This is a genomic window from Consotaella salsifontis, from assembly GCF_900167365.1.
In the GTDB taxonomy this organism is placed as follows: Bacteria; Pseudomonadota; Alphaproteobacteria; order Rhizobiales; family Rhizobiaceae; genus Consotaella; species Consotaella salsifontis.
Genome location: NZ_FUXL01000005.1, coordinates 280,236 through 301,711 on the forward strand (window position 1 = coordinate 280,236; position 21,476 = coordinate 301,711).

Annotated in this window: 18 protein-coding genes; 11 read left to right on the top strand and 7 right to left on the bottom strand. The window is 65.2% G+C overall.

The features are described 5' to 3' along the window. Positions 1-160: 160 nt before the first annotated feature. Positions 161-1,180, top strand: coding sequence for a nicotinate-nucleotide--dimethylbenzimidazole phosphoribosyltransferase (gene cobT, locus B5D38_RS09435; protein WP_078708151.1), 1,020 nt, complete (start codon positions 161-163; stop codon positions 1,178-1,180). Positions 1,181-1,247: 67 nt separating this feature from the next. Here the strand turns inward: cobT and B5D38_RS09440 are convergent, their stop codons facing one another. The 6 genes from B5D38_RS09440 to B5D38_RS09465 form a co-directional block, all read right to left on the bottom strand. Next, positions 1,248-1,451: a hypothetical protein gene (locus tag B5D38_RS09440; RefSeq protein ID WP_078708152.1), complete on the bottom strand. Its 204-nt coding sequence runs from the start codon at positions 1,449-1,451 to the stop codon at positions 1,248-1,250. Between the two features lie 131 nt (positions 1,452-1,582). Then, on the bottom strand, positions 1,583-2,842 hold the full coding sequence (locus tag B5D38_RS09445) for an OpgC family protein (RefSeq protein ID WP_245318988.1): 1,260 nt from the start codon (positions 2,840-2,842) through the stop codon (positions 1,583-1,585). A gap of 73 nt (positions 2,843-2,915) precedes the next feature. Continuing rightward, the gene (gene mdoH, locus B5D38_RS09450; RefSeq protein ID WP_280949379.1) at positions 2,916-4,703 is read right to left on the bottom strand and encodes a glucans biosynthesis glucosyltransferase MdoH; all 1,788 of its coding nucleotides are present in this window, start codon (positions 4,701-4,703) and stop codon (positions 2,916-2,918) included. Between the two features lie 75 nt (positions 4,704-4,778). Next, positions 4,779-5,021 carry a hypothetical protein gene (locus tag B5D38_RS09455; RefSeq protein WP_078708154.1) on the bottom strand — a complete coding sequence of 81 codons (243 nt, stop codon included), beginning with the start codon at positions 5,019-5,021 and terminating at the stop codon, positions 4,779-4,781. Between the two features lie 113 nt (positions 5,022-5,134). Next, a complete protein-coding gene (locus B5D38_RS09460; protein WP_245318994.1) occupies positions 5,135-6,691 on the bottom strand; it encodes an OpgD/OpgG family glucan biosynthesis protein in 1,557 nt (518 codons plus the stop codon). Between the two features lie 260 nt (positions 6,692-6,951). Beyond that, entirely contained in the window at positions 6,952-7,452 is a 501-nt protein-coding gene (locus B5D38_RS09465) for a MarR family winged helix-turn-helix transcriptional regulator (RefSeq protein WP_245318997.1), read from the bottom strand. 428 nt (positions 7,453-7,880) lie between these two features. Between B5D38_RS09465 and B5D38_RS09470 the strand changes: the two genes are divergently transcribed. From B5D38_RS09470 to B5D38_RS09510, 9 genes are read left to right on the top strand one after another with little or no spacing between them, the layout of a single operon-like run. Further along, entirely contained in the window at positions 7,881-8,258 is a 378-nt protein-coding gene (locus B5D38_RS09470; RefSeq protein ID WP_078708156.1) for an STAS domain-containing protein, read from the top strand. After that, positions 8,255-8,623, top strand: a complete 369-nt coding sequence (locus tag B5D38_RS09475) for a response regulator (RefSeq protein ID WP_078708157.1) — start codon at positions 8,255-8,257, stop codon at positions 8,621-8,623. Before B5D38_RS09470 ends, B5D38_RS09475 begins: the two co-directional genes overlap by 4 nt. After that, on the top strand, positions 8,620-10,629 hold the full coding sequence (locus B5D38_RS09480; protein WP_078708158.1) for a chemotaxis protein CheA: 2,010 nt from the start codon (positions 8,620-8,622) through the stop codon (positions 10,627-10,629). Before B5D38_RS09475 ends, B5D38_RS09480 begins: the two co-directional genes overlap by 4 nt. After that, positions 10,626-11,132, top strand: coding sequence for a chemotaxis protein CheW (locus B5D38_RS09485; protein ID WP_245319000.1), 507 nt, complete (start codon positions 10,626-10,628; stop codon positions 11,130-11,132). The genes B5D38_RS09480 and B5D38_RS09485 overlap by 4 nt, the downstream gene beginning before the upstream one ends. Further along, complete coding sequence (locus B5D38_RS09490) at positions 11,129-12,841, top strand: methyl-accepting chemotaxis protein (protein ID WP_078708159.1); 1,713 nt, start codon at positions 11,129-11,131, stop codon at positions 12,839-12,841. The genes B5D38_RS09485 and B5D38_RS09490 overlap by 4 nt, the downstream gene beginning before the upstream one ends. An 8-nt stretch (positions 12,842-12,849) precedes the next feature. Then, positions 12,850-13,335 (top strand): chemotaxis protein CheW, encoded by a 486-nt coding sequence (locus B5D38_RS09495; protein ID WP_078708160.1) that lies wholly within the window; start codon positions 12,850-12,852, stop codon positions 13,333-13,335. Positions 13,336-13,364: 29 nt separating this feature from the next. Then, a complete protein-coding gene (locus tag B5D38_RS09500) occupies positions 13,365-14,222 on the top strand; it encodes a CheR family methyltransferase (protein ID WP_078708161.1) in 858 nt (285 codons plus the stop codon). A gap of 19 nt (positions 14,223-14,241) precedes the next feature. Further along, a complete protein-coding gene (locus B5D38_RS09505) occupies positions 14,242-15,387 on the top strand; it encodes a protein-glutamate methylesterase/protein-glutamine glutaminase (RefSeq protein WP_078708252.1) in 1,146 nt (381 codons plus the stop codon). Beyond that, positions 15,384-17,153: a methyl-accepting chemotaxis protein gene (locus B5D38_RS09510; protein WP_078708162.1), complete on the top strand. Its 1,770-nt coding sequence runs from the start codon at positions 15,384-15,386 to the stop codon at positions 17,151-17,153. The genes B5D38_RS09505 and B5D38_RS09510 overlap by 4 nt, the downstream gene beginning before the upstream one ends. Positions 17,154-17,207: 54 nt before the next feature. On the opposite strand, the gene B5D38_RS09515 is transcribed toward B5D38_RS09510, so the two are convergent. Next, positions 17,208-19,163, bottom strand: coding sequence for an elongation factor G (locus tag B5D38_RS09515; protein WP_078708163.1), 1,956 nt, complete (start codon positions 19,161-19,163; stop codon positions 17,208-17,210). A gap of 335 nt (positions 19,164-19,498) precedes the next feature. On the opposite strand from B5D38_RS09515, the gene B5D38_RS09520 reads away from it, so the two are divergent. Next, positions 19,499-21,451, top strand: a complete 1,953-nt coding sequence (locus B5D38_RS09520; protein ID WP_245319003.1) for a methyl-accepting chemotaxis protein — start codon at positions 19,499-19,501, stop codon at positions 21,449-21,451. Positions 21,452-21,476 lie beyond the last annotated feature (25 nt).

A 21,476-nucleotide genomic window follows, 5' to 3' on the forward strand; every position in this document is an offset into this window, starting at 1 on the left:
GGCCATCGCGCGCCATCGGTGGATGGCCGGACCACCACGTTTACAGCTTTCGGCAACGGCGCTAGAGCATCGGACGGGCAGAGGCCGCCTCCGGCGCCGTCGGCGGAGGCACCCAAGGCCGTCCGGCCCGACGACATCAAGCGCACTGAGGAATCACATCATGTCGGTGACCGGCCTACCCTTCGACGATATCCGCGACCTCGTGAAGAAGCTACCGGGGCCGGACCGCAAGGCGATCCATGACAAGCGGCATCGCGAGGCCGAGCTGACGAAGCCGGCAGGCTCCCTCGGGCGCCTGGAGGAAATCTCCGAGTGGCTCGCGGCCTGGACGGGTCGCCCGCCGGCCGTCAACCGGCCGATGGTGGTGGTGTTCGCCGGAAATCATGGCGTTGCACAGAAGGGCGTCTCGGCGTTCCCACCGGAAGTGACGGCCCAGATGGCGGCGAATTTCGCGGCCGGCGGAGCAGCCATCAACCAGATCTGCGCCACCTTCGATCTCGGCCTCAAGGTCTTCGACCTCGCGCTGGAGGTTCCGACCGCCGACTTCACCGAGGGCCCGGCCATGGACGAGCGCACCTGCGTCGCCACCATGGCCTACGGCATGGAGGCGCTGGCTGGTGAGCCCGATCTTCTGATCATCGGCGAGATGGGCATCGGCAACACCACGGTCGCGGCGGCCATGTCCGCCGCCCTCTTTGGCGGTGATCCCAAGACCTGGGTGGGCCGAGGCACCGGCAACGACGCCGAGGCGATGGCGCGCAAGCTCGAGGCGGTGGAAAAGGGTCTCGCCCTCCATGGCCCCCACATTAGCGACCCACTCGAAGTTCTGCGTCGGCTGGGCGGACGCGAGTTGGCGGCCATGGCCGGAGCCATCCTCGCGGCACGCACCCAGCGCGTGCCGGTGATCGTCGATGGCTATGTCGCGACCGCGGCCGCCGCCGTGCTGTGGAAGATGGACCCCGGCGCTTTGGACCACTGCCTGTTCGGCCACGTCTCCGCCGAGCCAGGACATATCCGCGCGCTGGAAGCCATGGGCAAGATCCCGCTCCTGGCGCTCGGCATGCGGCTCGGCGAAGGAACGGGCGCCGCGCTTGCGGCCGCCATCGTCAAGGCGGCGGCACGCTGCCATTCCGGCATGGCCACCTTCGAGCAGGCTGGCGTCGCGGAAAAAGCGGAGTAGGCTTTTCAGCAAGGGGATCGGAGTCAAGATCGCGTTCGCTCCGATCATCCTCGGCAAGGTCGAAGCCTCAGGACTCCGGCGATCCTGACCGGCCACCGTCGTCGAACCGGATGATGTAGCGCCAGACGGCGTAGCCGGTCAGGGCGAGGGTGATCATGCCCCAGGTGGCATCGCCGCGCTGCCATTCCATCAGGCACCAGGACGACGTGACCGCGACCACCGCGATGCGCCGCCAAAGCGGGCGCATCATTTCGTCGCCGTTGTTGCTCATGGCCCGACCCTCCCTGATTTCGCCGCCAGGGTGACGCCGAAAAGGACAATGCCGTCGGGTCATATCACGCAATGGAGCGAAAGTGACCGCCGCACGCGGCGGTCACCCGGCAATTGCCTGAGAAGACGACATCAGGAAGGCTGCTTCAAGCCCGTTTGTGCCGGAAGCGCCGCAACGTCAACGCGCCGGCGCTCCGCCGCGCTCATCGCGCCGTGCGGCCGCGTCGATTCTCCTGCTCCAGCCATCAGGGACGGCGCGCGCCGCATCTCCGGCACGAAGCCCACCTGCGGGCGCCGTGCCTCGGGAGCGCTGGCCGCCGACGGCACCTTGACCTTGGAGGCCACGCGCCACCAATCGAGATAGCGGGCGAGAAGGAACTGCAGGATCAATCCCGCGCCGAGAAGAAGCGTGTCGCGAAGAAGATCGGGCTTCGTATCGAAGATGATCACCTGCCCGATAAGGGACAACACCGTGCCGGTCGCGAACACAGGGAGCGAATGCCGGCCGAGCATCGTGAAGGGGTTGTCCTTGCGGACCCGCGCCAGCGGCGACGTCTTCGAAGCGTTGGCGAAGACGTAGATCAGCGACAGCACGTGCAGAAGCAGGGGCGCAGTCACATAGGTCTTGTCGAAGTTGCGCAGAGCGAAGGGCAGCGGAAGGTAGGCCTCCCACCCCCACAGGGTGAAGGCGTCGACGATCAGCGCGGAAATCACGTAGGCGGCCGCCAGCGCGAACAGAATCGGATGATACGGGACGGAAACGCCCCTCCTCATCTTGTTGAGCCCGCAGGCGAGGCCGATGGCGAAGAGGAACTGCCAGGCAATCGGGTTGAAGAACCAGCCGCCGGAATTGGGATAGTTCGGCATATCGATGCGGAACGTCGCCGCAAGAAACCAGACGAGGCCGGAAACGCCGAGCATCAGCCTGAGATCGATCCGGGCGAGCAGGAGCAGCACCGGCACCACGAGAAGCATCACCGAATACATCGGCAGAATGTTCACGTAGCCAAACTGGTGGGCCAGCGTCGGGATACCGATCAGGACGTCGAGAGGGCGCGTTAGAAGCGGCGTCAGGTTCATGTGATCGAGCAGGCGGCCCTCGCCAAAGGCCAGCGCCGACCATGCGAAGATCGCCATCGCCATCGCCATGATCATGAGATGGACCAGGTAGAGGACGCCCGCCCGGCGCCATGCCTTGATGCTGGCGATCAGCGGCTCGCCGGCCAGGAAGAGCTTGCCATAGGCGAAGGCCGAGGCGAAACCGGCGAGAAAGACGAACAGCTCCGCCGCATCGGAATAGCCGAAGTTTCGACTGGTGAAGTTCTCCCAGACGTTGCCCGGAACGTGGTTCACGAAAATCATGGCGAGCGCGATACCGCGGTAGAAGTCCACGCGGTGGTCCCGTTCGACATGAAATGTCTGTGGCGCCAAAGGCGCGGAGCTAAGGGTCGTCGGCATCTTGAACTCAGGCCATTCCCAACGAGATGGAAGCCCCTTCTCGAGACGACGTCGTGGCTTCCAAAGAGATCAGACGCCGGCGCCATTTCGCCGTCGCGCGGATCACCTCTTCAGGATGAAGCTCGAACGGCGTAGCGAAAACGCCGGTCGCGCGGATTCGTTCACCAATTTCCGGATCGCCCGAAAAACTGATCAAGAGCGGTGAAATGACCAGGGGGACTGCGATGGGGCAGACCCAGAGAAAAAGGTCCGGCGCGAAGACATAGGTGGCGTAGAGCAGAGCGGTGCCGGCTGCCACCATCCACCAGCTGCTGCGCAGGGCGGTGGAAAGCGGAAGACTGCCGTCCTCGCGTTCGGTGGCAGGCCAGCCACCGTCCGCACCCACGAGGATCTCAAACACGGCCTTCGACTGGAACATCATCATCACCGGTGCCAGGATCGAGGTGGTGAGAAGCTCCGCCGTCGCGCTGGCGAGAACCGTGATGAAACCGCCGAACTTGAAGCGGTGGCGCGAGAACGCATTGCCGAAGGCGATCAGCGTCTTGGGCAGGAGAAGAAGAACGCCGATGCCGACGAGCAGCAGGAGCGCCTTTCCTGTCTCCGGGCGCGGAAACACCGGGAACAGCGAGTCCGCGGGGAAATAGTTGGGCGCCGGCGCCAGGATCGGATCAAGCAGGCTGAAGACGATGAAGAACAGCCAGAGGGGCGAGGCGGCATAGGCCATGATGCCCTGAACCAGCGCGATGCGGCTCCAGGTTCTGAGGCGCGGGGCGCCGATGAGGCGGCCGTGCTGAATGTTGCCCTGGCACCAGCGGCGGTCCCGCTTGGCATATTCGATGAGGTTCGCTGGCGCTTCCTCGTAGGAGCCGTCGAGATCGGGATCGACCCTGACCTTGTAGCCAGCTCGCGCCAGAAGCGCGGCCTCCACGAAGTCGTGGCTGAGAATGTCGCCGCCGAAGGGCGCCTTGCCCGGCAGCTTCGGCAGACCGCAGCTCGCCGCGAAGGCACGCGTGCGGATGATGGCGTTGTGGCCCCAGAACGGGCCCTCGCGGCCTTGGAGCCAGGCGATGCCGCGCGAGAAGATGGGCGAATAAAGCGCCGCCGAAAACTGCAGCGCCCGCCCGAACAGCGTCTTGCGGCCGATGATCAGCGGCAGCGTCTGGAGAAGAGCCAGCTCCGGCTCGCGTTCCATGCGCGCCACCATCTCCACCATCGTCTCGGGGCGCATCAGGCTGTCTGCGTCGAGCACCAGCATGTACTCGTACGCGCCACCATTGTTGGTGACGAAGTCGGCGATGTTGCCGGCCTTGCGCCCGATATTGTTCGTGCGGTTGCGATAGTAGAGATGAGCGGCGACGCCGAGCTCGGCCGAAAGGCGGCGCGCCCAGAGCTGCTCCGCATCGCGACATTCCTGCCGGGTGGAATCGCTCAGCACGTGAACGTCGAACTGATCGAGCGCGCCGATCGCACGCAAGCCCTCGATCATCGCGGCGACGCGGGCGAAAACCGCGACCGCGTCCTCGTTGTAGACCGGGACGAGAATGGCCGTGCGCGAGAGGCCGCGCCACGCCGAGACGGGCCTCGGCGCGCGCCGAGGCCCGGCCGTGAACAAGCCGGCCATCGCCGTATTGAAGCCCCAGGCCAGCCAGAAGCAGCAGATCGCCAGCAACCCGATCTGCACGACATGGAGCCACGTCAGACCATTAACCGTGATGACGGTGGCAAAAAGCATAGCGGCCAGAAGGGCGAGCAACGCCGCCGTTCCAGCAAACACGAGTCGTCGTATCGTGATCACGTTCGAACCGGGTCCCCTACCCTGGCCAGGCCCCCGGCCAGCAAAGCGGAGCGCCGCCGCGACCGAGGAGCCAGCTTACCGCCGCCGCAGGGCGAGACGCCCAAAGGGCAGGAAACGCTCGCGCTTTTCGCGCACGAGCTGCTGAACCGGCATCGGGAGACTGGCCCGGGGGGCGGGCAGCACGACACCACGCAGCAGCGCGACAGCCTTGGCGTCGCCACCTCTGGCCGACGACATCAGCGCCGGAGCATCCGCCGGATCGCGTCCGTCCATCTCCAGCCTCGCCGCCAGGGCCTCGAGGACGACTTCGTCCGACAAATCAGGACGTCCAACAATCAAGCCCGCAGTCGGGCGATCAAGAGAAGCACGCATGGGAACAAACTTTGACGAGGGAGAACTGACGGCATTCTTCGAGATTGCAGCAGCCTGCGTCATACCGATCCTGTCCACTGATAGAGGAATGTCTCGCTTACAATGCGCTGCATCATCGAAAGTTTCGCACGAATTTCGACCGGGCCGGATTCAGTCCGTTCGAGTTCGATTGCAAGGCGCCAACCTCCGTCCGGCAGACGATCTAGCGCCACGTGGTTAACGCGCGCCTTCTCGGACACTTCCACGATCGGCTCAGGTGCCACGCCGTCCGGCAGATTGGCGACGGTTCCGCCCCTAAAGTTAATAGCAAAGCGGCGGAAGTTTGGCTGCGGCTCGTCGACGGCATTGCCCCCCGCACCCGCGAAGGTATCGGAAACATGCGCCAGACGATCAAAGGTCTCGACCTCGAGGCCCCAGCGCATCCGGTAGCGGAACTCGTAGGAGCTTCCCGCCTTCGGCTTGTCCTCGGGCACCCAGAAGGCGACGATATTGTCGTTCGCCTCGTTGGCGCTGGGAATCTCGACCAGCTCGATCGCGCCGCTGCCCCAGTCGCTGAGCGGCTCGATCATCAGCGACGGCCTCAGATCGTAGCGCGCCTCGAGATCCTCATAATGGGAAAAGTCGCGGTCGCGTTGGATGAGACCGAAGCCGCGCGGTGAAACCTCGGCGAGATGAGACAGGGCGAGCTCGGCCGGATTGCGCACCGGGCGCCAAAGCCGCTCGCCATTGGCGCGATAGATGACGAGGCCATCGCTGTCATGCACCTCGGGCCGGAAATCGTCCCGCGCGCCATGGTCATGCTCGCCGAAGAAGAACATGGACGTCAGCGGCGCGACGCCCAAACGCTGCACCTCCGCCCGGAAGTAGAGGCGTGCCGTCACGTCCACGATGGTCTGTTCGCCCGGCACGAGGGTAAAGGCGAAGGCGCCCGTAACGCTCGGACTGTCCATCTCCGCGTAGATCTGGATCTGATTATCGCCAGCCTTGGGCCTGACGATATAGAAGGTCGTGAAGCGGGGAAATTCCTCGGAGTCCGAGGTTGCCGTGTTGATCGCGAGGCCGCGAGCCGAGAGACCGTAGCGCGTCCCCGAACCCAGGGCACGAAAGTAGCTCGCGCCAAGGAACGTCACCAGCTCGTCGAAGACGTCGGGGCGCTGAAGCGGGTAGTGGAGGCGGAAGCCCGCGACACCAGGAAGATCGATTCCCTGGAAGGTCGAAGGATCCAGCGGTGCCCGGTACTCGAAATCGGCGCCGGTGAAGTGCTGCTCCTGGAACACCTTGCCGTCGCCGACAAAGATGCGCGCCGTGTCCTTGAAGTAGGAGCCCGGATAGAACGCCTGAAGCTGAAAGCTCACCGGCTGATCGCGCCAAAGCGCATGATCCGGCCGGAAGCGCACCATGCGGTGTTCGTCATAGGTCAGGTCTAGCAGAACCTGCGGCAGCTGCGAGGGCTGCTCGACATAGGCTTGGCCGGCCTTGGCACGCATTGCCGAGGACAGAGCCTCGAAGTCGAAATTCTGAAGATCGATCGCCGGCGCGGGGGCCTGCGGGCTATCCTGGGCCAGGGCGCGACCGGCCCACACCGTCGCAAGGGCGGCGCCGAGGCCGAGCTGCAAGGTGGAGCGACGAGTAAAAGAAACTGGTCGACGCGAAGGAAGAACAGGCATGGACACGAGGCGGCTTCACTCTGAAAGGAGGACAGCCGTAATAATAGGGCTACCGAGAGCATCTGCCTAGACGGACTCGCGGCTCCCACCAAGGAAATTCGCGTCAAGGTCGGGCGCCGGCGCCCCGAGCAAGTCATCGGCGAGAAGCGGTACGCCTTGAGGATCGTCCCCGGCTCGGTCACCGCGAGGATCCACAATGGCGCCCTCGCTCACCTCAGGCGCCGCAGCTTCTTGGTCAGGATTCCGTCAAACTGATCGATTGCCCCAACAAGGGCGTCGCGATCCTCCCCGTCCAGAGCCTCCCTCAGCTCCGTCTCGACGCGGCTCCAGATCGCCAGCACCGTATGCTTGGCGACCTCGCCCCGGGAGGTCAGAACCACCATGGTGCGCCGACCGTCACTATCGCTCGCCTCTCGCGCGACCATATCCTTCTCGATCAGGCGATCCAGCATTTTCGAGACGGTCGAGGGCCTCACGGCCAGCCGGTCCGCGAGCTTGGAGACACTGATCGGTTCGTTACGATCGAGCTCGCAAAGGAGCTGGTCCTGGCCTGGATGGAGCCCCGCATCCGTGAGGAGCAGCGCAAACAATGCCCGCGTCGATTTCGCGATCGACAGGAGCGACCGGGTCAGGGGCGCGCCGGCCGCGGAGGCCGGGTCGATTCCGCCTGTGTCGCCCTGCATGCCGCTTTTGAGTTCGATAAGGGTCATATCCTGATCTCCGTGAAGAGATGATCATGCAGAACGACCGGCTGGATTCTTTCAACTGGTTAAAGTCAGCCAGGAAATCATTTCCGACCGGTCGCAACCGGAGCTGGGCGCCTGCCTCTGCCCAGGACTCTCGCCATCACGCTTCAAGGTGAACGAAAGCTTGCGGGGAAACGATCCATGCGAGCGGGCGGCCGCGAGGGTCGGCGACGGTCCCTCGACCTTTGGTTGATCCCGCACCGCCCTGATTTTCTGGGAAAGCGCGCGCCTTGACCGCCCGAAAATAGAAAGCGCGACATATCTTATTCCACTTATACTGTATTCCTGATTGATATATTCAATACACCCAAAAGCAGAAACAGGTAACTCATCCGCAACCTGTCAGGAATATCCATGGTGCTCCAGACTTATTGGAGAGGGAATCGTCTGCCATGCAGGAAATATATAATCAGCCTGCACAGAACAATGCAGAAGACTACGCTCTCGCGGGACAACTATCGCTCAGAGACGCACCACGCGTTGCGGAAGAACTGAAGCAGGCGCTCGTCGCGGGCCGAAACATTCGCGTTCGCACCGGCGACGTCGAGGCTATGGACCTGAGCATCGTGCAGCTTTTGGTGGCAAGCATCAAAACGGCTGAGGCATCGGGATGCGCAATCGCGATCGAGGCACCCGAGGGCGGCGTCCTCGATCAGGTGCTGAAGCGCGCCGGCCTCGACCAGCCCTTGGACGGATGCCTCCAGCGCCGCGACGGCTTCTGGATCGGACTGAGCTGCCAAGCGAGCAAAGAAGAAGGATACGCCCAATGAGCAAGACGATCCTCGTCGTCGACGATTCGGCTTCCGTGCGGCAGATGGTCAGCCTGACCCTGGCGCAGGCCGGCTACCGCACCATCGAGGCCTGCGACGGCGCCGACGCCCTGTCGAAGGCGGGAGCCAACCGCCTCGACGCCGTCATCACCGATCTCAACATGCCGAACATGGACGGGCTCACCTTCATCAAGCGCTACCGCGCCAGCCCAGCCAGCGCCGGCGTGCCGATCGTCTTCCTTTCCACGGAGTCGGACGGCGGCATCAAGGCGGAGGCCAAGGCAGCGGGCGCGACCGGCTGGATGGTGAAGCCTTTCCGGCCGGAGCAGCTTCTCTCGGTCGTGCGCAAGGTGGCGGGCGAATGAGCGGCATCGACCCTATCGAGACGTTTCGCCAGGAAGCGCAGGAGCTTCTGGAAACGCTTGAACAGACCCTCCTCGACCTCGAACAGCGTCCCGACGACAAGGACCTCGTGGCGCGTGCCTTCCGCGCCCTTCACACGCTGAAGGGTTCGGGCGCCATGTTCGGCTTCACGGCCGTCGCCGAGTTCCTGCACGATTTCGAAACCGCCTTCGACCGCGTGCGCAAGGGCGAGGCCGAGGCTTCCAAGCCTCTGGTGTCCGCGGCCCTCAAGGCGCAGGATCATGTCGCCGACCTCGTCGCCGGTGGCGACGATCCCGCGCGCGGGCAGGAGATTCTCGCCAATCTGCGCGCGGCGGTGAGCGGCGCGGCGCCGTCGGGCGCAACGCCCTGCCAGTCCGCCGCGTCCACCCCCGCGGGAGCACCGGCCAGCGAAACACGCGGCTGGACGGTTCGCTTTGCCCTGCCCGCCGATGCGCTGGTCCTCGGCACCAATCCGCTTCTTCTCCTCGACGAGCTGCGCGGACTCGCGCCGGCCAAGGTTCGCGCCGCCATGGCTGCCGTGCCGTCGCTCGAGGCGATCGAGCCCTCCGCCTCCTACATCACCTGGGAGGTCACACTCGACGGGCCGGTGGCCCTTGAGGCGATCGAAGACGTCTTCCTGTTCATCCGCGACGACATGGACCTCGCCATCGAGCCGCTGAGCCCGGTCGTGCCGGAGACGGAGGAGAAGGCGCCCGCGCCCGAAACCGCCGCCTCGGAATCAGCGCCGACGCCCGCAGCGAAGAAGCCCGAGAAGCAGACCGCCGCGAACGAGCGCGCCGCGACCTCGCTGCGCGTCTCGGCCGAGCGTCTCGACGAGCTGATGGACCGGGTCGGCGAGCTGGTGATTGCCCAGGCGCGGCTCAATGAACTCGCCGCCCAGAGCCGCGAGCCCGCGCTGGGCGCCGTCGCCGAGGAGATCGCCCGCCTCACGGCGAGCCTGCGCGACACGACGATGAGCACGCGCATGGTGCCCATCGGCTCGCTCTTCGGCCGCTTCCGCCGCCTGGTCCACGATTTGTCGCGCGACCTTTCCAAGCCCATCGACTTCGTGACGGTGGGCGAGGAAACAGAGCTCGATAAGACCGTCATCGAGCAGTTGGCCGATCCCCTCGTCCACCTCATTCGCAATTCGGTGGACCACGGCGTCGAGCCGGCCGAGCGGCGCTGCGCGTCCGGCAAGTCTCCCACCGGCACCATTCGACTGTCGGCGAGCTATCGCGGCGCCGAGGTGGCCATTGCCGTCACCGACGACGGCGCCGGCCTTGATGCCGTCCGCCTGCGCGCCAAGGCGGAGGAACAGGGGCTCATCGCTCCTAGCACGCCGATGGCCGACAGCGACATCTATCCGATGATCTTCCAGCCGGGCTTTTCCACCGCCAAGGAAGTCACCTCGCTGTCCGGCCGAGGCGTCGGGATGGACGTCGTCAAGCGCACGATCGACGGCCTGCGTGGCTCGATCGACATCGACACGCAGCTGGGGCGCGGCACGACCGTCACGCTGCGCCTGCCCCTGACGCTCGCCATCATCGATGGTCTGCTCGTGCGGGTCGGCGACGAGCGCTACACCATCCCGCTGGCGGCGGTGGAAGAGTGCGTCGAGCTGTCGGCGACCGGCGGCGTGGAGACGCGCGGTCGCAACTTCATGAACATCCGCGACGCGCTGGTTCCGTTCCTTAGGCTGCGGGAGCTGTTCTCCGTTCCCGGAGAGCCCGAGCCCTTCCAGAAGGTGGTGGTCGTCGCCTCCGGCTCCACCCGCGTCGGGCTCGTGGTCGACCAGATCATCGGCAACAACCAGACGGTGATCAAGCAGCTCTCGCGGCTCCACTCGGGGGTCAAGACCTTCTCGGGCGCGACGATTCTCGGCGACGGCACCGTCGCCCTCATCCTCGACGTCATGCACCTGGTCGGCTTCGGCCAGTCCCTGGAAGAGCGGCGCCGGCAGGATCGCATGGGGAGAGCCGCATGAGCACGACCATCGAACATCACGGCATGAACGCCCTGACCTTCCATCTCGAGGACGAGATCTTCGCGGTTCAGGCGGAAAGCGTGCGCGAAATTCTCGACCCTGTCCCCATCACGAGGGTGCCCAACGCGGCGGCCTTCGTCGGCGGACTGATCAACGTGCGCGGCACCGTCGTTCCCCTCGCCGACCTTCGGGTCGTCTTCGGGATGGAGCGCCGGCCGCCCGACAAGGACACGCGGATCATCGTGGTGGAGTTCACCCTCGACGACGAGCCCATGGTGACGGGCATCCTCGCCGACCGCGTGCATGAAGTGACGGAAATCGAGGCCGCGTCCATGGAGCAGGTGCCCTCGGTGGGCATGCGCTGGCCGCCGGCCTTCATCAGAAGCATTGGCAAACGCGACGACGGCTTCGTCGTCATCCCCGACATGGAACGGATATTTCGCACCCAGAGCGGCCGGGACGCCGCCGCGGCGAACCTGACCGAAGAAAGGCACGAACAATGAGAGCGACCCTGAAGCTGAAGCTGGTGACAGCGTTCTTCCTGATCATCGCCATGTCCGCCCTGGGCATGCTGATGGCGGTCCAGAACCTGTCCTCCCTCAACGATGCCTTCAAAGTCGTGGTCGAGAAGAACGTTCTGCGCATCGAGAACGCCGGGAACATGGACACCCATATCGCCCGCCTCGCCCGCACCCTCTATGAATCGGTGCTACAGAGCGACCAGGACACCATCTCAAAGCTCCAGGACAGCGCCAACGAGGAGCTGCGCACCATCAAGGCCAGCGCCAAGGAAGTCTTCGACGTCTCCGATTCCGGCAAGGCGCTCGTCAATCGCTTCACCGATCAGCTCGCCATCTACGAGCGCTATGTCGGCGAGATCATGACGCTGTCTCGCGCCAACCGCGACATGGAAGCCATGGCGCTGATGACCGGCGAAGCCGCCGCAGTTCGCAAGGAGGCAGCCGCCGTTCTCGCGGAAATCGTCGACACCAACCAGAAGCAGCTCGACGAAGCGAAGACCAATACGGATAACGTCTACTCCTTCGCCCGCAACGTCGTCTTCGCCCTTCTGATCGCCTCGCTGGTGGTTTCGTTCGGCGCCGCGTTCTGGATCATCACCTCCCTTAGCCGTGGTCTGAAGCAGGCGCAGGCCCTGGCGGACGCCGTCGCCAACGGCGATCTGCGCGCCACCGCCGAGGTTCGCACGAACGACGAGGTCGGCGACCTCCTGAACACCCAGAACCGCATGGTGAAGAAGCTGCGCTCCGTCGTCGGCGACGTCACCTCCGCCGCCCATCACGTCTCCTCGGGTTCCGAAGAGATGTCGGCGACCGCCGAGCAGCTCTCCCAGGGTGCGACCGAGCAGGCGTCCGCCACCGAGGAGGCATCGGCGGCCATGGAGGAGATGGCGGCCAACATCAAGCAGAACGCCGACAACGCGGTTCAGACCGAGCAGATCGCCAAGCGCTCGGCGGTCGACGCGACCTCCAGCGGCGACGTCGTCGGCCGCGCCGTCACCGCGATGCAGACGATCGCCGAGAAAATCAACGTCGTTCAGGAAATCGCCCGCCAGACCGATCTTCTCGCCCTCAACGCGGCGGTCGAGGCGGCCCGTGCCGGCGAACATGGCCGGGGCTTTGCGGTCGTCGCCTCCGAGGTCCGCAAGCTCGCCGAGCGCAGCCAGGCGGCGGCCACGGAAATCTCCGGCCTCTCTGGCGACACGTTGAAGGCCGCGCAGATGGCCGGCGACATGCTCGCCAAGCTGGTTCCCGATATCCAGAACACCTCCCGCCTCGTAGAGGAGATCTCGGCGGCCAACCGCGAGCAGGCGACCGGCAGCCAGCAGGTGAACACCGCCATCCAGCAGCTCGACAAGGTGACGCAGCAGAACACCGCCGCCGCAGAGCAGATGTCGTCCACCGCGCAGGAGCTGGCCGGCCAGGCCGAGCAGCTGAAGGACGCCGTGTCCTTCTTCCAGACCGACGCGGACGGCGGTCGACCGGCGGCATCCGAGCCGCGCCGTGCCGCCAAGCGCCCCGCCAAGCGAGTCGCGTCCAGCCAGCGCGGACGCCAGGCCAGCGACTCCGTCGGCGACCTCAAGCGCATGTCGGCCAAGATGCACAGCCAGGGCGGCGCCGGCGGCTTCGAGTTCGACATGGGCAATGGCGACGACGAGTTCGACCACGAATTCTCCCGCAACGACGCCGCCTGAGAGGCACCATGTCGGACCACATGCAATACGTGACCTTCGGCGTGGCGGACGAGATATTCGCCGCGCCCGTGGAAAGGGTCCGGGAGATCCTCGATCTGAGGCCGATCTCCTCCCTGCCCCGGTCTCCCGAGGCGGTGCTTGGCATCATCGACCTGCGCGGCCAGACCGTGGCCGTCCTCGACCTTCGCAAGACGTTGCGCATGCCGGCCGTCGAGGACACCCACCACACGCGCATCGTCGTCCTGTCGATCCCGCGTGAGAAGGGCGAAGGGCTGCTGGCTCTCAAGACCGACCGCGTCTTCGAGGTCGCGCCGCTCGACGACGACAAGCTCGAGCCGCCGCCGGACGTCGGCCCCAGCTGGTCGCAGACGGTCATCGCCGGTGTCGGCCGGCGCCACGGCGCCTTCGTCACCGTCGTCGATCTCGACGGTCTCTTCGCCGGGCTCGATCTGGCCACGATCGCGCGGGCGGCCCCCGCGACAGCCGCCGCCTGATCCCCGTGACCTCCATCCAGAGCCGAGCCATGAATGCAGTCGCAATCGAGACCGCGCAGACCAAACTGACCTCGGACGACTTCAGCCGCATCGCGAATCTGATCGGCGAGAAGGTGGGCATCAAGCTCCCCCCGCAGAAACGCCTGATGGTGGAGGGCCGGCTGCGCAAGCGCATGCGCCAATGCGGCCGGCCCGATCTCAGGAGCTATTGCCACTATCTCTTCGAGGAGGGCGGCCTCGACCGCGAGCTCACCCAGCTCATCGACGTCATCACCACCAACAAGACCGACTTCTTCCGCGAGCCCCACCACTACGAGCTCCTGGAAAGGTCGCTGGTGCCGGAGATCCTCGCCAAGCGGAACACACTCCGCCCGAAGCTCAAGATCTGGAGCGCGGCGAGCTCCAGCGGCGCCGAGGCCTATACGGCGGCCATGGTGCTGTCGGACATGGCACGGCAGCGCCAGGACTTCGCCTTCTGCATTCTCGGCACCGACATCTCGACGGCGATGCTCGACAACGCGCGCCGTGCCATCTACCCGACGGAGATGATCGCCCCCGTGCCGAAGGCGATGCAGCAGCGCTATCTGATGCGTGGCACCGGCAAGCGCCACAACGAGGTTCGCATCGTCCCGGAACTGCGGCGCGTCGTTCACTTCCGCCAGATGAACCTCATGGACCGCAAATATCCGGTCGATCAGGACGTCGACGTCATCTTCCTGCGCAACGTGCTCATCTACTTCGAGAAGCGCGACCAGGAGGCGGTCGTCGCCCGCATGCTGAGCCATCTCCGGCCCGAGGGCTACCTTCTACTCGGTCATTCCGAATCCATGGCCGCGGCGGGCGCGCCCGTTCGCCAGATCGGACCCTCGGTGTTCCAGAAAATATGACAAGGGCGGGATGACGATCATGTCTCCAGCAAGAACAAGCGGCCTCGCATCCCGAAAAATCCGCGTTCTCATCGTCGATGATTCGGCGTCGGTGCGCAGCACGCTGTCGAGCATCCTGTCGTCCGATCCCGACATCCAGGTCATGGCGACGGCCAGCAATCCTTACGCCGCCGCCGAGAAGATCAAGGCCGAGGTCCCTGACGTCATTTTTCTGGATGTGGAGATGCCGCGCATGGACGGCATCACCTTTCTCAAGAAGATCATGGCGCAACGCCCGATCCCGGTGGTGATCTGCTCGAGCCACACCGAAGAAGGTTCGGAGCGGATGATGGAGGCGCTGGAAGCGGGCGCCGTCGAGGTGGTGCTGCTGCCGCGCGTCGACACGGCGGAGTTTCTCAACGATTCCCGCATGCGCCTGTGCGACGCCGCCAAGGCGGCCGCCCAGTCGAGCGTCTCACCCAAGCGCAAGCCGACTGCTCCGATGAAGGTCGAGAGCAAGCTCCTCGCCGACGCCATCATCCCGCCGCTGACGGACGCGCGCCGGTCCATTCTGCGCAATGCCCTGCCCGAGACCGAGCCTGTTGTCTGCATCGGCGCCTCCACCGGCGGCACCGACGCGCTCGCCGTCGTGCTCAAGGCGATGCCCGCCGTCAGCCCCGGCATCGTCATCGTTCAGCACATGCCCGACAAGTTCACCGGCGCCTTCGCCAAGCGCCTCAACGGCCTCTGCGCCATCGAGGTGCGCGAGGCAATGGACGGCGACACGGTGACGCCCGGTCTGGCCCTAATCGCGCCGGGCAACCGCCATCTCCTGCTCCAGCGCAACGGACGCCGCTACTACGTCAACGTCGTCGACGGGCCGTACATCTGCCGCCACCGCCCGTCGGTGGACGTGCTCTTCCGCTCCGCCTCCCAGTCGGCCGGACCCAACGCGATCGGCGTCTTGATGACCGGCATGGGCGACGACGGCGCGCGCGGCCTTCTGGAGATGAAGCAGATGGGCGCGCACACCATCGCCCAGAACGAGGCGACGAGCATCGTCTATGGCATGCCCAAGGAAGCGGTGGAGCGCGGCGCCGCCAAGCTCGTCGTGCCGCTCGGCAAGATCGCGAACGAAATCCTGCGCGGCGCTGTCCCGCCCGCGACCAAACGGGTGGCCTCATGACGCACCAATCCCCCATCTCCTGGGAGCAGGCGGAATCGCTTTCCAACACACCCGCCGGCGCCAGCGTCATCGCCGAGGAGCTGACCGGGACAGCTGGACGCATCGACCAGACGTTCCTGGCCACCGGCGAGAAACTCATGGCCTGCGTCCAGCTGCTCGGCCAAATTCTCACGGCCTTCAAGATGCTGGAGGATGCCTACACCAGCGAGGAGATGGCCGCGGCCTGCCGAACGATCCGCGCGGTGGGCGAGGACGGACGCAAGTTCCTCGATGGCTTCGTTGCCGAGCGGGCCATCCTTTCGCGCATCCGCTCGACCATCGGCAAGGCCAAAGGGCCGATGAGCGAGCTCAGCCGCACCATCAACATGATCGGCGCCATCGCCATCAACGCGCGCATGGTCGCCGCCGCCATGCTGAACGGCAGCGAGGAGCTCACCGTCTTCACCAGCGACGTCATGGACCTCTCGCGCAAGGCGGCCGCGACCATGGACGAGATGGAGGAGAGATACGCCAAGCTCTTGCCGGACCTCACCTTGGTGAACGCGCGCAGCGAACACTTCGAGAAGCGCTATGTCGGCAGCATCGGCGGCCTGTCGGAGCGCGTGGAGGTCCACCTCGAGGCCCTCGATCGCCAGCGCCACACCAATCTGGCTCTGGGCGGCGAGGTGCGGGCGATGTCGAGCGACTTCTCCGGCCGCGTGTCCGACGTCGTCTCCGCTCTCCAGATCGGCGACGCCACGCGGCAACGCGTCGAGCATGTCGTCGACGCCCTGAAGACCATCGCGGCGCTCGAAGCCGGCGCGGCAACCGCCGGCGATGATCCGTTGCCCGAAGACGAAGCCGACCGGCGTTGGCTGGCCGAGCTCATCGTTCTCATTCAGGATGGGCAACTGGAGGCGGCAAGCCGCCACTTCACCGGAGAGGCAGAGGCCGCGCGCCGCACCCTGACCGCCCTCTCCGCCGATCTCGAGCGAGCCTTCCGCCAGGCGATGGCCAAGTTGAACCAGGCCGGACCCACACGAGCCGCGCCGCTGGCAGACTTGGACGGCGAAGTCTCCCTGACGGTCGAGAACCTCAGTGCCAGCACCACCGAGTGCGACGGCATCCAGCGGGTGGTCAATGCCGTCGAGGACACTGTTCGCGATCTTCTCGAAAGCGCGCGAATGATGCGCCAGATCGAGCACGAGGTCCGCCTCGTCAGTCTCAACACCGCCATCAGCTGCTCGAAGCTCGGGGCCGACGGCCGCGCCCTCAGCGTCATTTCGCTGCAACTGCGCGAGCTGACCGGAGACATGGTGGCCTTGTCCGAGCAGGTTTGCCGCCCCCTCGGCGAGGCTGGGGAAATCGCCCGCGAGCTTTCCGAGGAGGAGTGCGAGTGCGGCGCCGAGCAGGTGGTCGCCATCGAAAACAGAGGCCGGGAGGCGCTCGCGCTGCTCGGCGGCGTGGAAACCAGGATGAACGAGACCAAGGCCCTCTTCGACGAGGTCGGACCGCAGATCGCGCGGCTCGCGCAGGATGCCGTCGGCGTGTTCGATCAGCAGGACGAGATCGCCGCCGAGCTCAATGCCACGAGCGATCGTCTGCGTTCGCTCTGCGATTTCATGGCAGCGGGTCTCGAGCCGGCCGGGATGGAGACCGCGGCAGCCGCCAAGCCTGTGCTCGACCGAATGCGGCGACGTTGCACCATGGCCGAAGAGCGCAACATCCACGATCAGCTCGCCAGTGAGATGGCGCCCGATGGCGGGGCGCCTGCCGAGGCTGCCTGACCAGGCCGCGGCAAAGGGCAGGGAGCGCGAGCGGCCGCTCCCTGCCCACTTTTGTTAGCCGGCTTTCCCGGTTTGTGCGGCAACGACGGCGTCCGCTTCCTTGCCGTACATCTCCTCGAAGTGGTCAAAGGTCTTGATGTAATAGCCGATGCCCTGGGTGGCGGAGCGGAGTGCATGGGCCAGATCCTCCAGCCCGCCGCCCGGTACGAGGGCGCGGAAGATGTCCCACCCCTTGGCGCTCTCATGGCGATCGAAGCCGAGCACCTGCCCCTTGATCGACGAGACGATGGGAATGAGGCCTCCGGAGAACACCGACGGCAGGTGGATCTCCACCCGGAAGATCGGCTGCATCAAAACCGGCGCGGCCTCCGAGAGCCCTTGCTTGGTGCCCATCTTACCGGCTGCGCGGAAGGCGAAATCGGAGGAATCGACGGCGTGATATTGGCCATCGGTCAGCGTCACGCCAACATCGACCACGGGAAAGCCGAGGGGCCCGGTCTCCATCGCGTCCTTGGCGCCCGCCTCCACCGAGGGAATATAGTTGCGCGGCACCGCACCGCCCTTCACCACTTCCGTGAAAGTAAAGCCCTGGTTGCGCTCGTTGGGCTGGATGGTGAGATGGACGTCGGCGAACTGTCCGGCGCCGCCCGTCTGCTTCTTGTGGCGATAATGGACCTGCGCAGGCTTGGTGATGGTTTCGCGATAGGCCGCGTTGGGCATCTTGTCGGTGACATCGACATGGAAGACCTCGGTGAGGGTCTTGCCGAGATCGCGCAAATGCACCGGCCCCTGCACGCAGACGAGCTTGGCGCCGGTGTCCTCGTCGCGCGACAGCTGCAAGCCGTGATCGGTCTCGGCGATCTTGGCGAGGATGCCGGAAAGCTTGGTGTCGTCGCGTTCGTTCACCGGCACCAGGATGCGCTCCATCATCGGCGTCGGAGGCGTCGCCCAGTCCGGCGCCGCGAACACCTGGTCCACCGAAAGCAGCGCGGGCGCCGGCAGATGATCCGATTTCACCGTGGCGAACACGCAGCCCGTCGCCGCCTCGCCGGAGGCGAGAGGCTTGCCGTTGGCGACATCCTGCACCGCGCCGAGGCTGGCCCCGCCGAGCGCCGCCCCCTGCTTCAGCCCATCCGTAAGGGCGCGCACGAAGACGGTCTTGCCGACGCTCTGGCGATGATAGGCATGGAAGCTGACAGCGGTGAGCTTGCCCTCCTCGACACCGGCTGACGCAGCAAGACGCCCGCGCAATGCCCCAGCCTTCGGCGCCTCGTGGCGCAGCGCCTTCATCAGTCGGGTCATGCCGTTGCCGTGGCTGGCCGCGCCGATGAGCACCGGAATGACACGGTTCTCCCTGAGCACGCGGGAGGACAGCGCGAACAACGCGTCGGAGGGTGGCTGGCGATCCTCGATCAGCTCCTCCAGCAGCCAATCGTCATATTCGGAGAGATGCTCGAGAAGCTCGGCGCGCGCCTCGTGTTCCTGATCGATCAGGGCTTGAGGAATCTGCACGAGCGCGGACGGCTGATTCTCGCGATAGCGCCAGGCGCGTTCGGAGATGAGGTCACAACTGCCGACGATGGTCTCGCCCTCTCGAATCGGAATCTGGCGCAGAATCAGGGGGTGGTTGGAATAATCCTGCAGGGCGGAGACCAGCTCGGCGAGGCGCCCGTGCGTCTCGTCCATCTTGTTCACGAAAACAATGCAGGGAGTGCCCGAGGCTTCGACGGCCTTGAGATACGGCGCGACCAGCACGGCCTCGTCCGGATTTGGCGAAACGCAGAGGATGGTGGCGTCGCTGGCCAGAAGGACGTCCTGGGCAACCGTTACCGCTTCGTTGGCGCCGGGCGCGTCAAGCGCGCACCAGGACTCGCCGAGAAATTCGAACTCGGTGACGGTCAGTCCGTACGGAGAGGTCGAGCCTCGCGGCGCGCCCTCGAGCGAGGCAAGCTTAGCCACCATGGTTGTCTTGCCGGTTTGCGAGGGTCCAATCACGGAAAAGCAGCGCATCAGTTTTTCTCCCCCTGTCACGCTAGATTTCTCCCAATGGCCAAGATGCATCGAATGCGTCCGTCGCGCCAGCGTGGCCGCGCGGTTGATTGACGCAACCGGCAGCAGCGGGCCCCTACCTTTCTCTTCCGGGAAAGGAGCGTTGGCCGCTCCAGTGAACCAGGGCTCGCGCCGATGTCGCATTCAGCAAAATTGTCAGGTCATACTTATTTTATGCGAGGAAAATTTCTCCATTTCATGAACAAAATCCGTTTTTCTCTCAACCTGATCCATTAATCCCTGATTGACCGAATGGGTTTAACTGTTCTGTACAAGTATTCTCCGGGGCGAATTCCATGGGTTTCATCGATTCGATTTCCATTTCCGCTCGATTGAAGGCGGCGGTCATTTTTTCCGGGGCGGCGTTTATGGCCGTGGGTACGCTGGCCTGGGTCGAGGGAACCCGCACCTACGATAAGATGTCGATGTCGGATGATTTGCGGGAGCAATCCGACATCATGGCGCGGATGCGTTTCGACAATGTCCAGTTGGTGTTGACGGCGATGGATATCATCGTCGACCGCGAGGACGGCAGCGTGGCTCCTGAGAGGTCTGCTGTCATCGAGGCAACGCTGAAGGAATTGCGCGACGACGCCCCGATGGCTCACGCCCTTGCCAAGCAGCTCGGCGAGCAGGCGATGATGGCTACTTTCGATGCCGATCTCGAGGAGATCGCAGCGACGGTCCAGCAAAAGCTCCCGGAATTGGTGACGCGCCGCGCGCCCATCGAAGACTTTGCAGCCATCGACGACGCCATCGACGGCGCGGGGAAGCGGCTGTCGAAGGTACTGGAAAACCTTGATGCCGATAGCTCCAAGGTGCTCGGCAGCTACCTTGACGATGTTCACAAGCGTGCCGGACAATCGAAATGGATTCAGGTGTTCACGGCGGCAGCAGCCTTCCTGATCATCACGCCGTTCATCCTGCTCATCAGCCGGTCGATCACCCGCGCCATCGCCCGGCTTCGCGCCAACATGGGCCAGCTTTCCAGCGGCAATCTCGAAGTGAATGTGGAGGGCCTTCAGCGCAAGGACGAGATCGGCGACATGGCGCGCTCGGTCGAGGGCTTCCGCAAGGCGGCCATCGAGCAGAGGAGACTGGAGGGAGAGGCCCTTACCCTTCGCCAGGAACAGGACGTCGAGCGCGGCCGGAAGGCGCAGGTGGATGGCGCCAGGTCCGAGGAGCTACGGACTTTCGTCTCTCATATCAGCGAGGGCTTCGCCCGTCTTTCCGAGGGCGACCTCACCGTGCGCCTGGTTCAGCCGGTCGCGGTGGAGTTCGAGGAGATTCGCGACCAGTTCAACGCCTCCGTCGGCAAGCTGGACACGACATTCGGCGCTATCGTCGGCTCGATGGGGCTGATTCGCACAGGCCTCGCCGAAATCGACACCGCCACCAGCGATCTCGCGCACCGCACAGAACAGCAGGCGGCGAGCCTGGAGGAAACGGTCGCCGCCCTCGGCGAGGTGGCGCGCGGCGTCAACCAGACCGCCGAGAGCGCGGGCAGCGCCCAGGACTCGGCCGAGACGGCTCAGAAGAACGCCGAAAAGGGCGGAGCGATCGTCGGACGCGCCGTCGAAGCCATGAGTCAGATCGAAAAGTCATCGGACGAGATCGGCAAGATTATCGGCGTCATCGATGAAATCGCCTTCCAGACGAACCTCCTCGCCCTCAACGCAGGCGTCGAGGCGGCGCGCGCCGGCGAGGCAGGCAAGGGCTTTGCCGTTGTCGCCCAGGAGGTTCGCGCCCTAGCCCAGCGCTCGGCAGAAGCGGCCAAGGAGATCAAGGAGCTGATCTCGGCCTCCCATGGCCATGTCGAGCAAGGCGTCGAGCTGGTGACGGCGTCGGGACAGAGCCTCGAGGAGATCGTCGCGGGAGTCGCGACCATGTCGGCGGTGGTTTCCAAGATCGCGCGCGGCGCTCGCGAGCAGGCCATGACCCTGCGCGAGGTGTCTACCGCCGCCGATCAGATGGACAAGGTCACGCAGCAGAACGCGGCGATGGTGGAGGAGACGACGGCTGCGGCGCAGTCGCTGACCCAGGAGACGGCGACCCTCGCCGATCTCATCGCCCAGTTCCGGACGGCGGTCTCTTCCGGCCAATCCGCCCAGGGCTCGCGGGGCGCCCCCCGCAGAACAGCGGCACCGGCGGCGCCCCGCCCCGCCCCGCGTCCGGTCCCCCAAATGAAGGTCGCTGGCTCCGGCGGAGCCGCGCCAAAAGCTGCGAGCGACGGTTGGGAGGAGTTCTGACCCTTCCTCTCCACGAAAAAGGCCG

What these genes read in the sequence shown, in the direction of transcription:
- B5D38_RS09485 (WP_245319000.1), top strand. Translation starts at nt 10,626, where the DNA reads ATGAGCACGACCATCGAACATCACGGCATGAACGCCCTGACCTTCCAT.
- B5D38_RS09510 (WP_078708162.1), top strand. Translation starts at nt 15,384, where the DNA reads ATGACGCACCAATCCCCCATCTCCTGGGAGCAGGCGGAATCGCTTTCC.
- B5D38_RS09515 (WP_078708163.1), bottom strand. Translation starts at nt 19,163, where the DNA reads ATGCGCTGCTTTTCCGTGATTGGACCCTCGCAAACCGGCAAGACAACC.
- B5D38_RS09505 (WP_078708252.1), top strand. Translation starts at nt 14,242, where the DNA reads ATGTCTCCAGCAAGAACAAGCGGCCTCGCATCCCGAAAAATCCGCGTT.
- B5D38_RS09475 (WP_078708157.1), top strand. Translation starts at nt 8,255, where the DNA reads ATGAGCAAGACGATCCTCGTCGTCGACGATTCGGCTTCCGTGCGGCAG.
- B5D38_RS09500 (WP_078708161.1), top strand. Translation starts at nt 13,365, where the DNA reads ATGAATGCAGTCGCAATCGAGACCGCGCAGACCAAACTGACCTCGGAC.
- B5D38_RS09520 (WP_245319003.1), top strand. Translation starts at nt 19,499, where the DNA reads ATGGGTTTCATCGATTCGATTTCCATTTCCGCTCGATTGAAGGCGGCG.
- B5D38_RS09440 (WP_078708152.1), bottom strand. Translation starts at nt 1,451, where the DNA reads ATGAGCAACAACGGCGACGAAATGATGCGCCCGCTTTGGCGGCGCATC.
- B5D38_RS09480 (WP_078708158.1), top strand. Translation starts at nt 8,620, where the DNA reads ATGAGCGGCATCGACCCTATCGAGACGTTTCGCCAGGAAGCGCAGGAG.
- B5D38_RS09465 (WP_245318997.1), bottom strand. Translation starts at nt 7,452, where the DNA reads ATGACCCTTATCGAACTCAAAAGCGGCATGCAGGGCGACACAGGCGGA.
- B5D38_RS09470 (WP_078708156.1), top strand. Translation starts at nt 7,881, where the DNA reads ATGCAGGAAATATATAATCAGCCTGCACAGAACAATGCAGAAGACTAC.
- B5D38_RS09490 (WP_078708159.1), top strand. Translation starts at nt 11,129, where the DNA reads ATGAGAGCGACCCTGAAGCTGAAGCTGGTGACAGCGTTCTTCCTGATC.
- cobT (WP_078708151.1), top strand. Translation starts at nt 161, where the DNA reads ATGTCGGTGACCGGCCTACCCTTCGACGATATCCGCGACCTCGTGAAG.
- B5D38_RS09495 (WP_078708160.1), top strand. Translation starts at nt 12,850, where the DNA reads ATGTCGGACCACATGCAATACGTGACCTTCGGCGTGGCGGACGAGATA.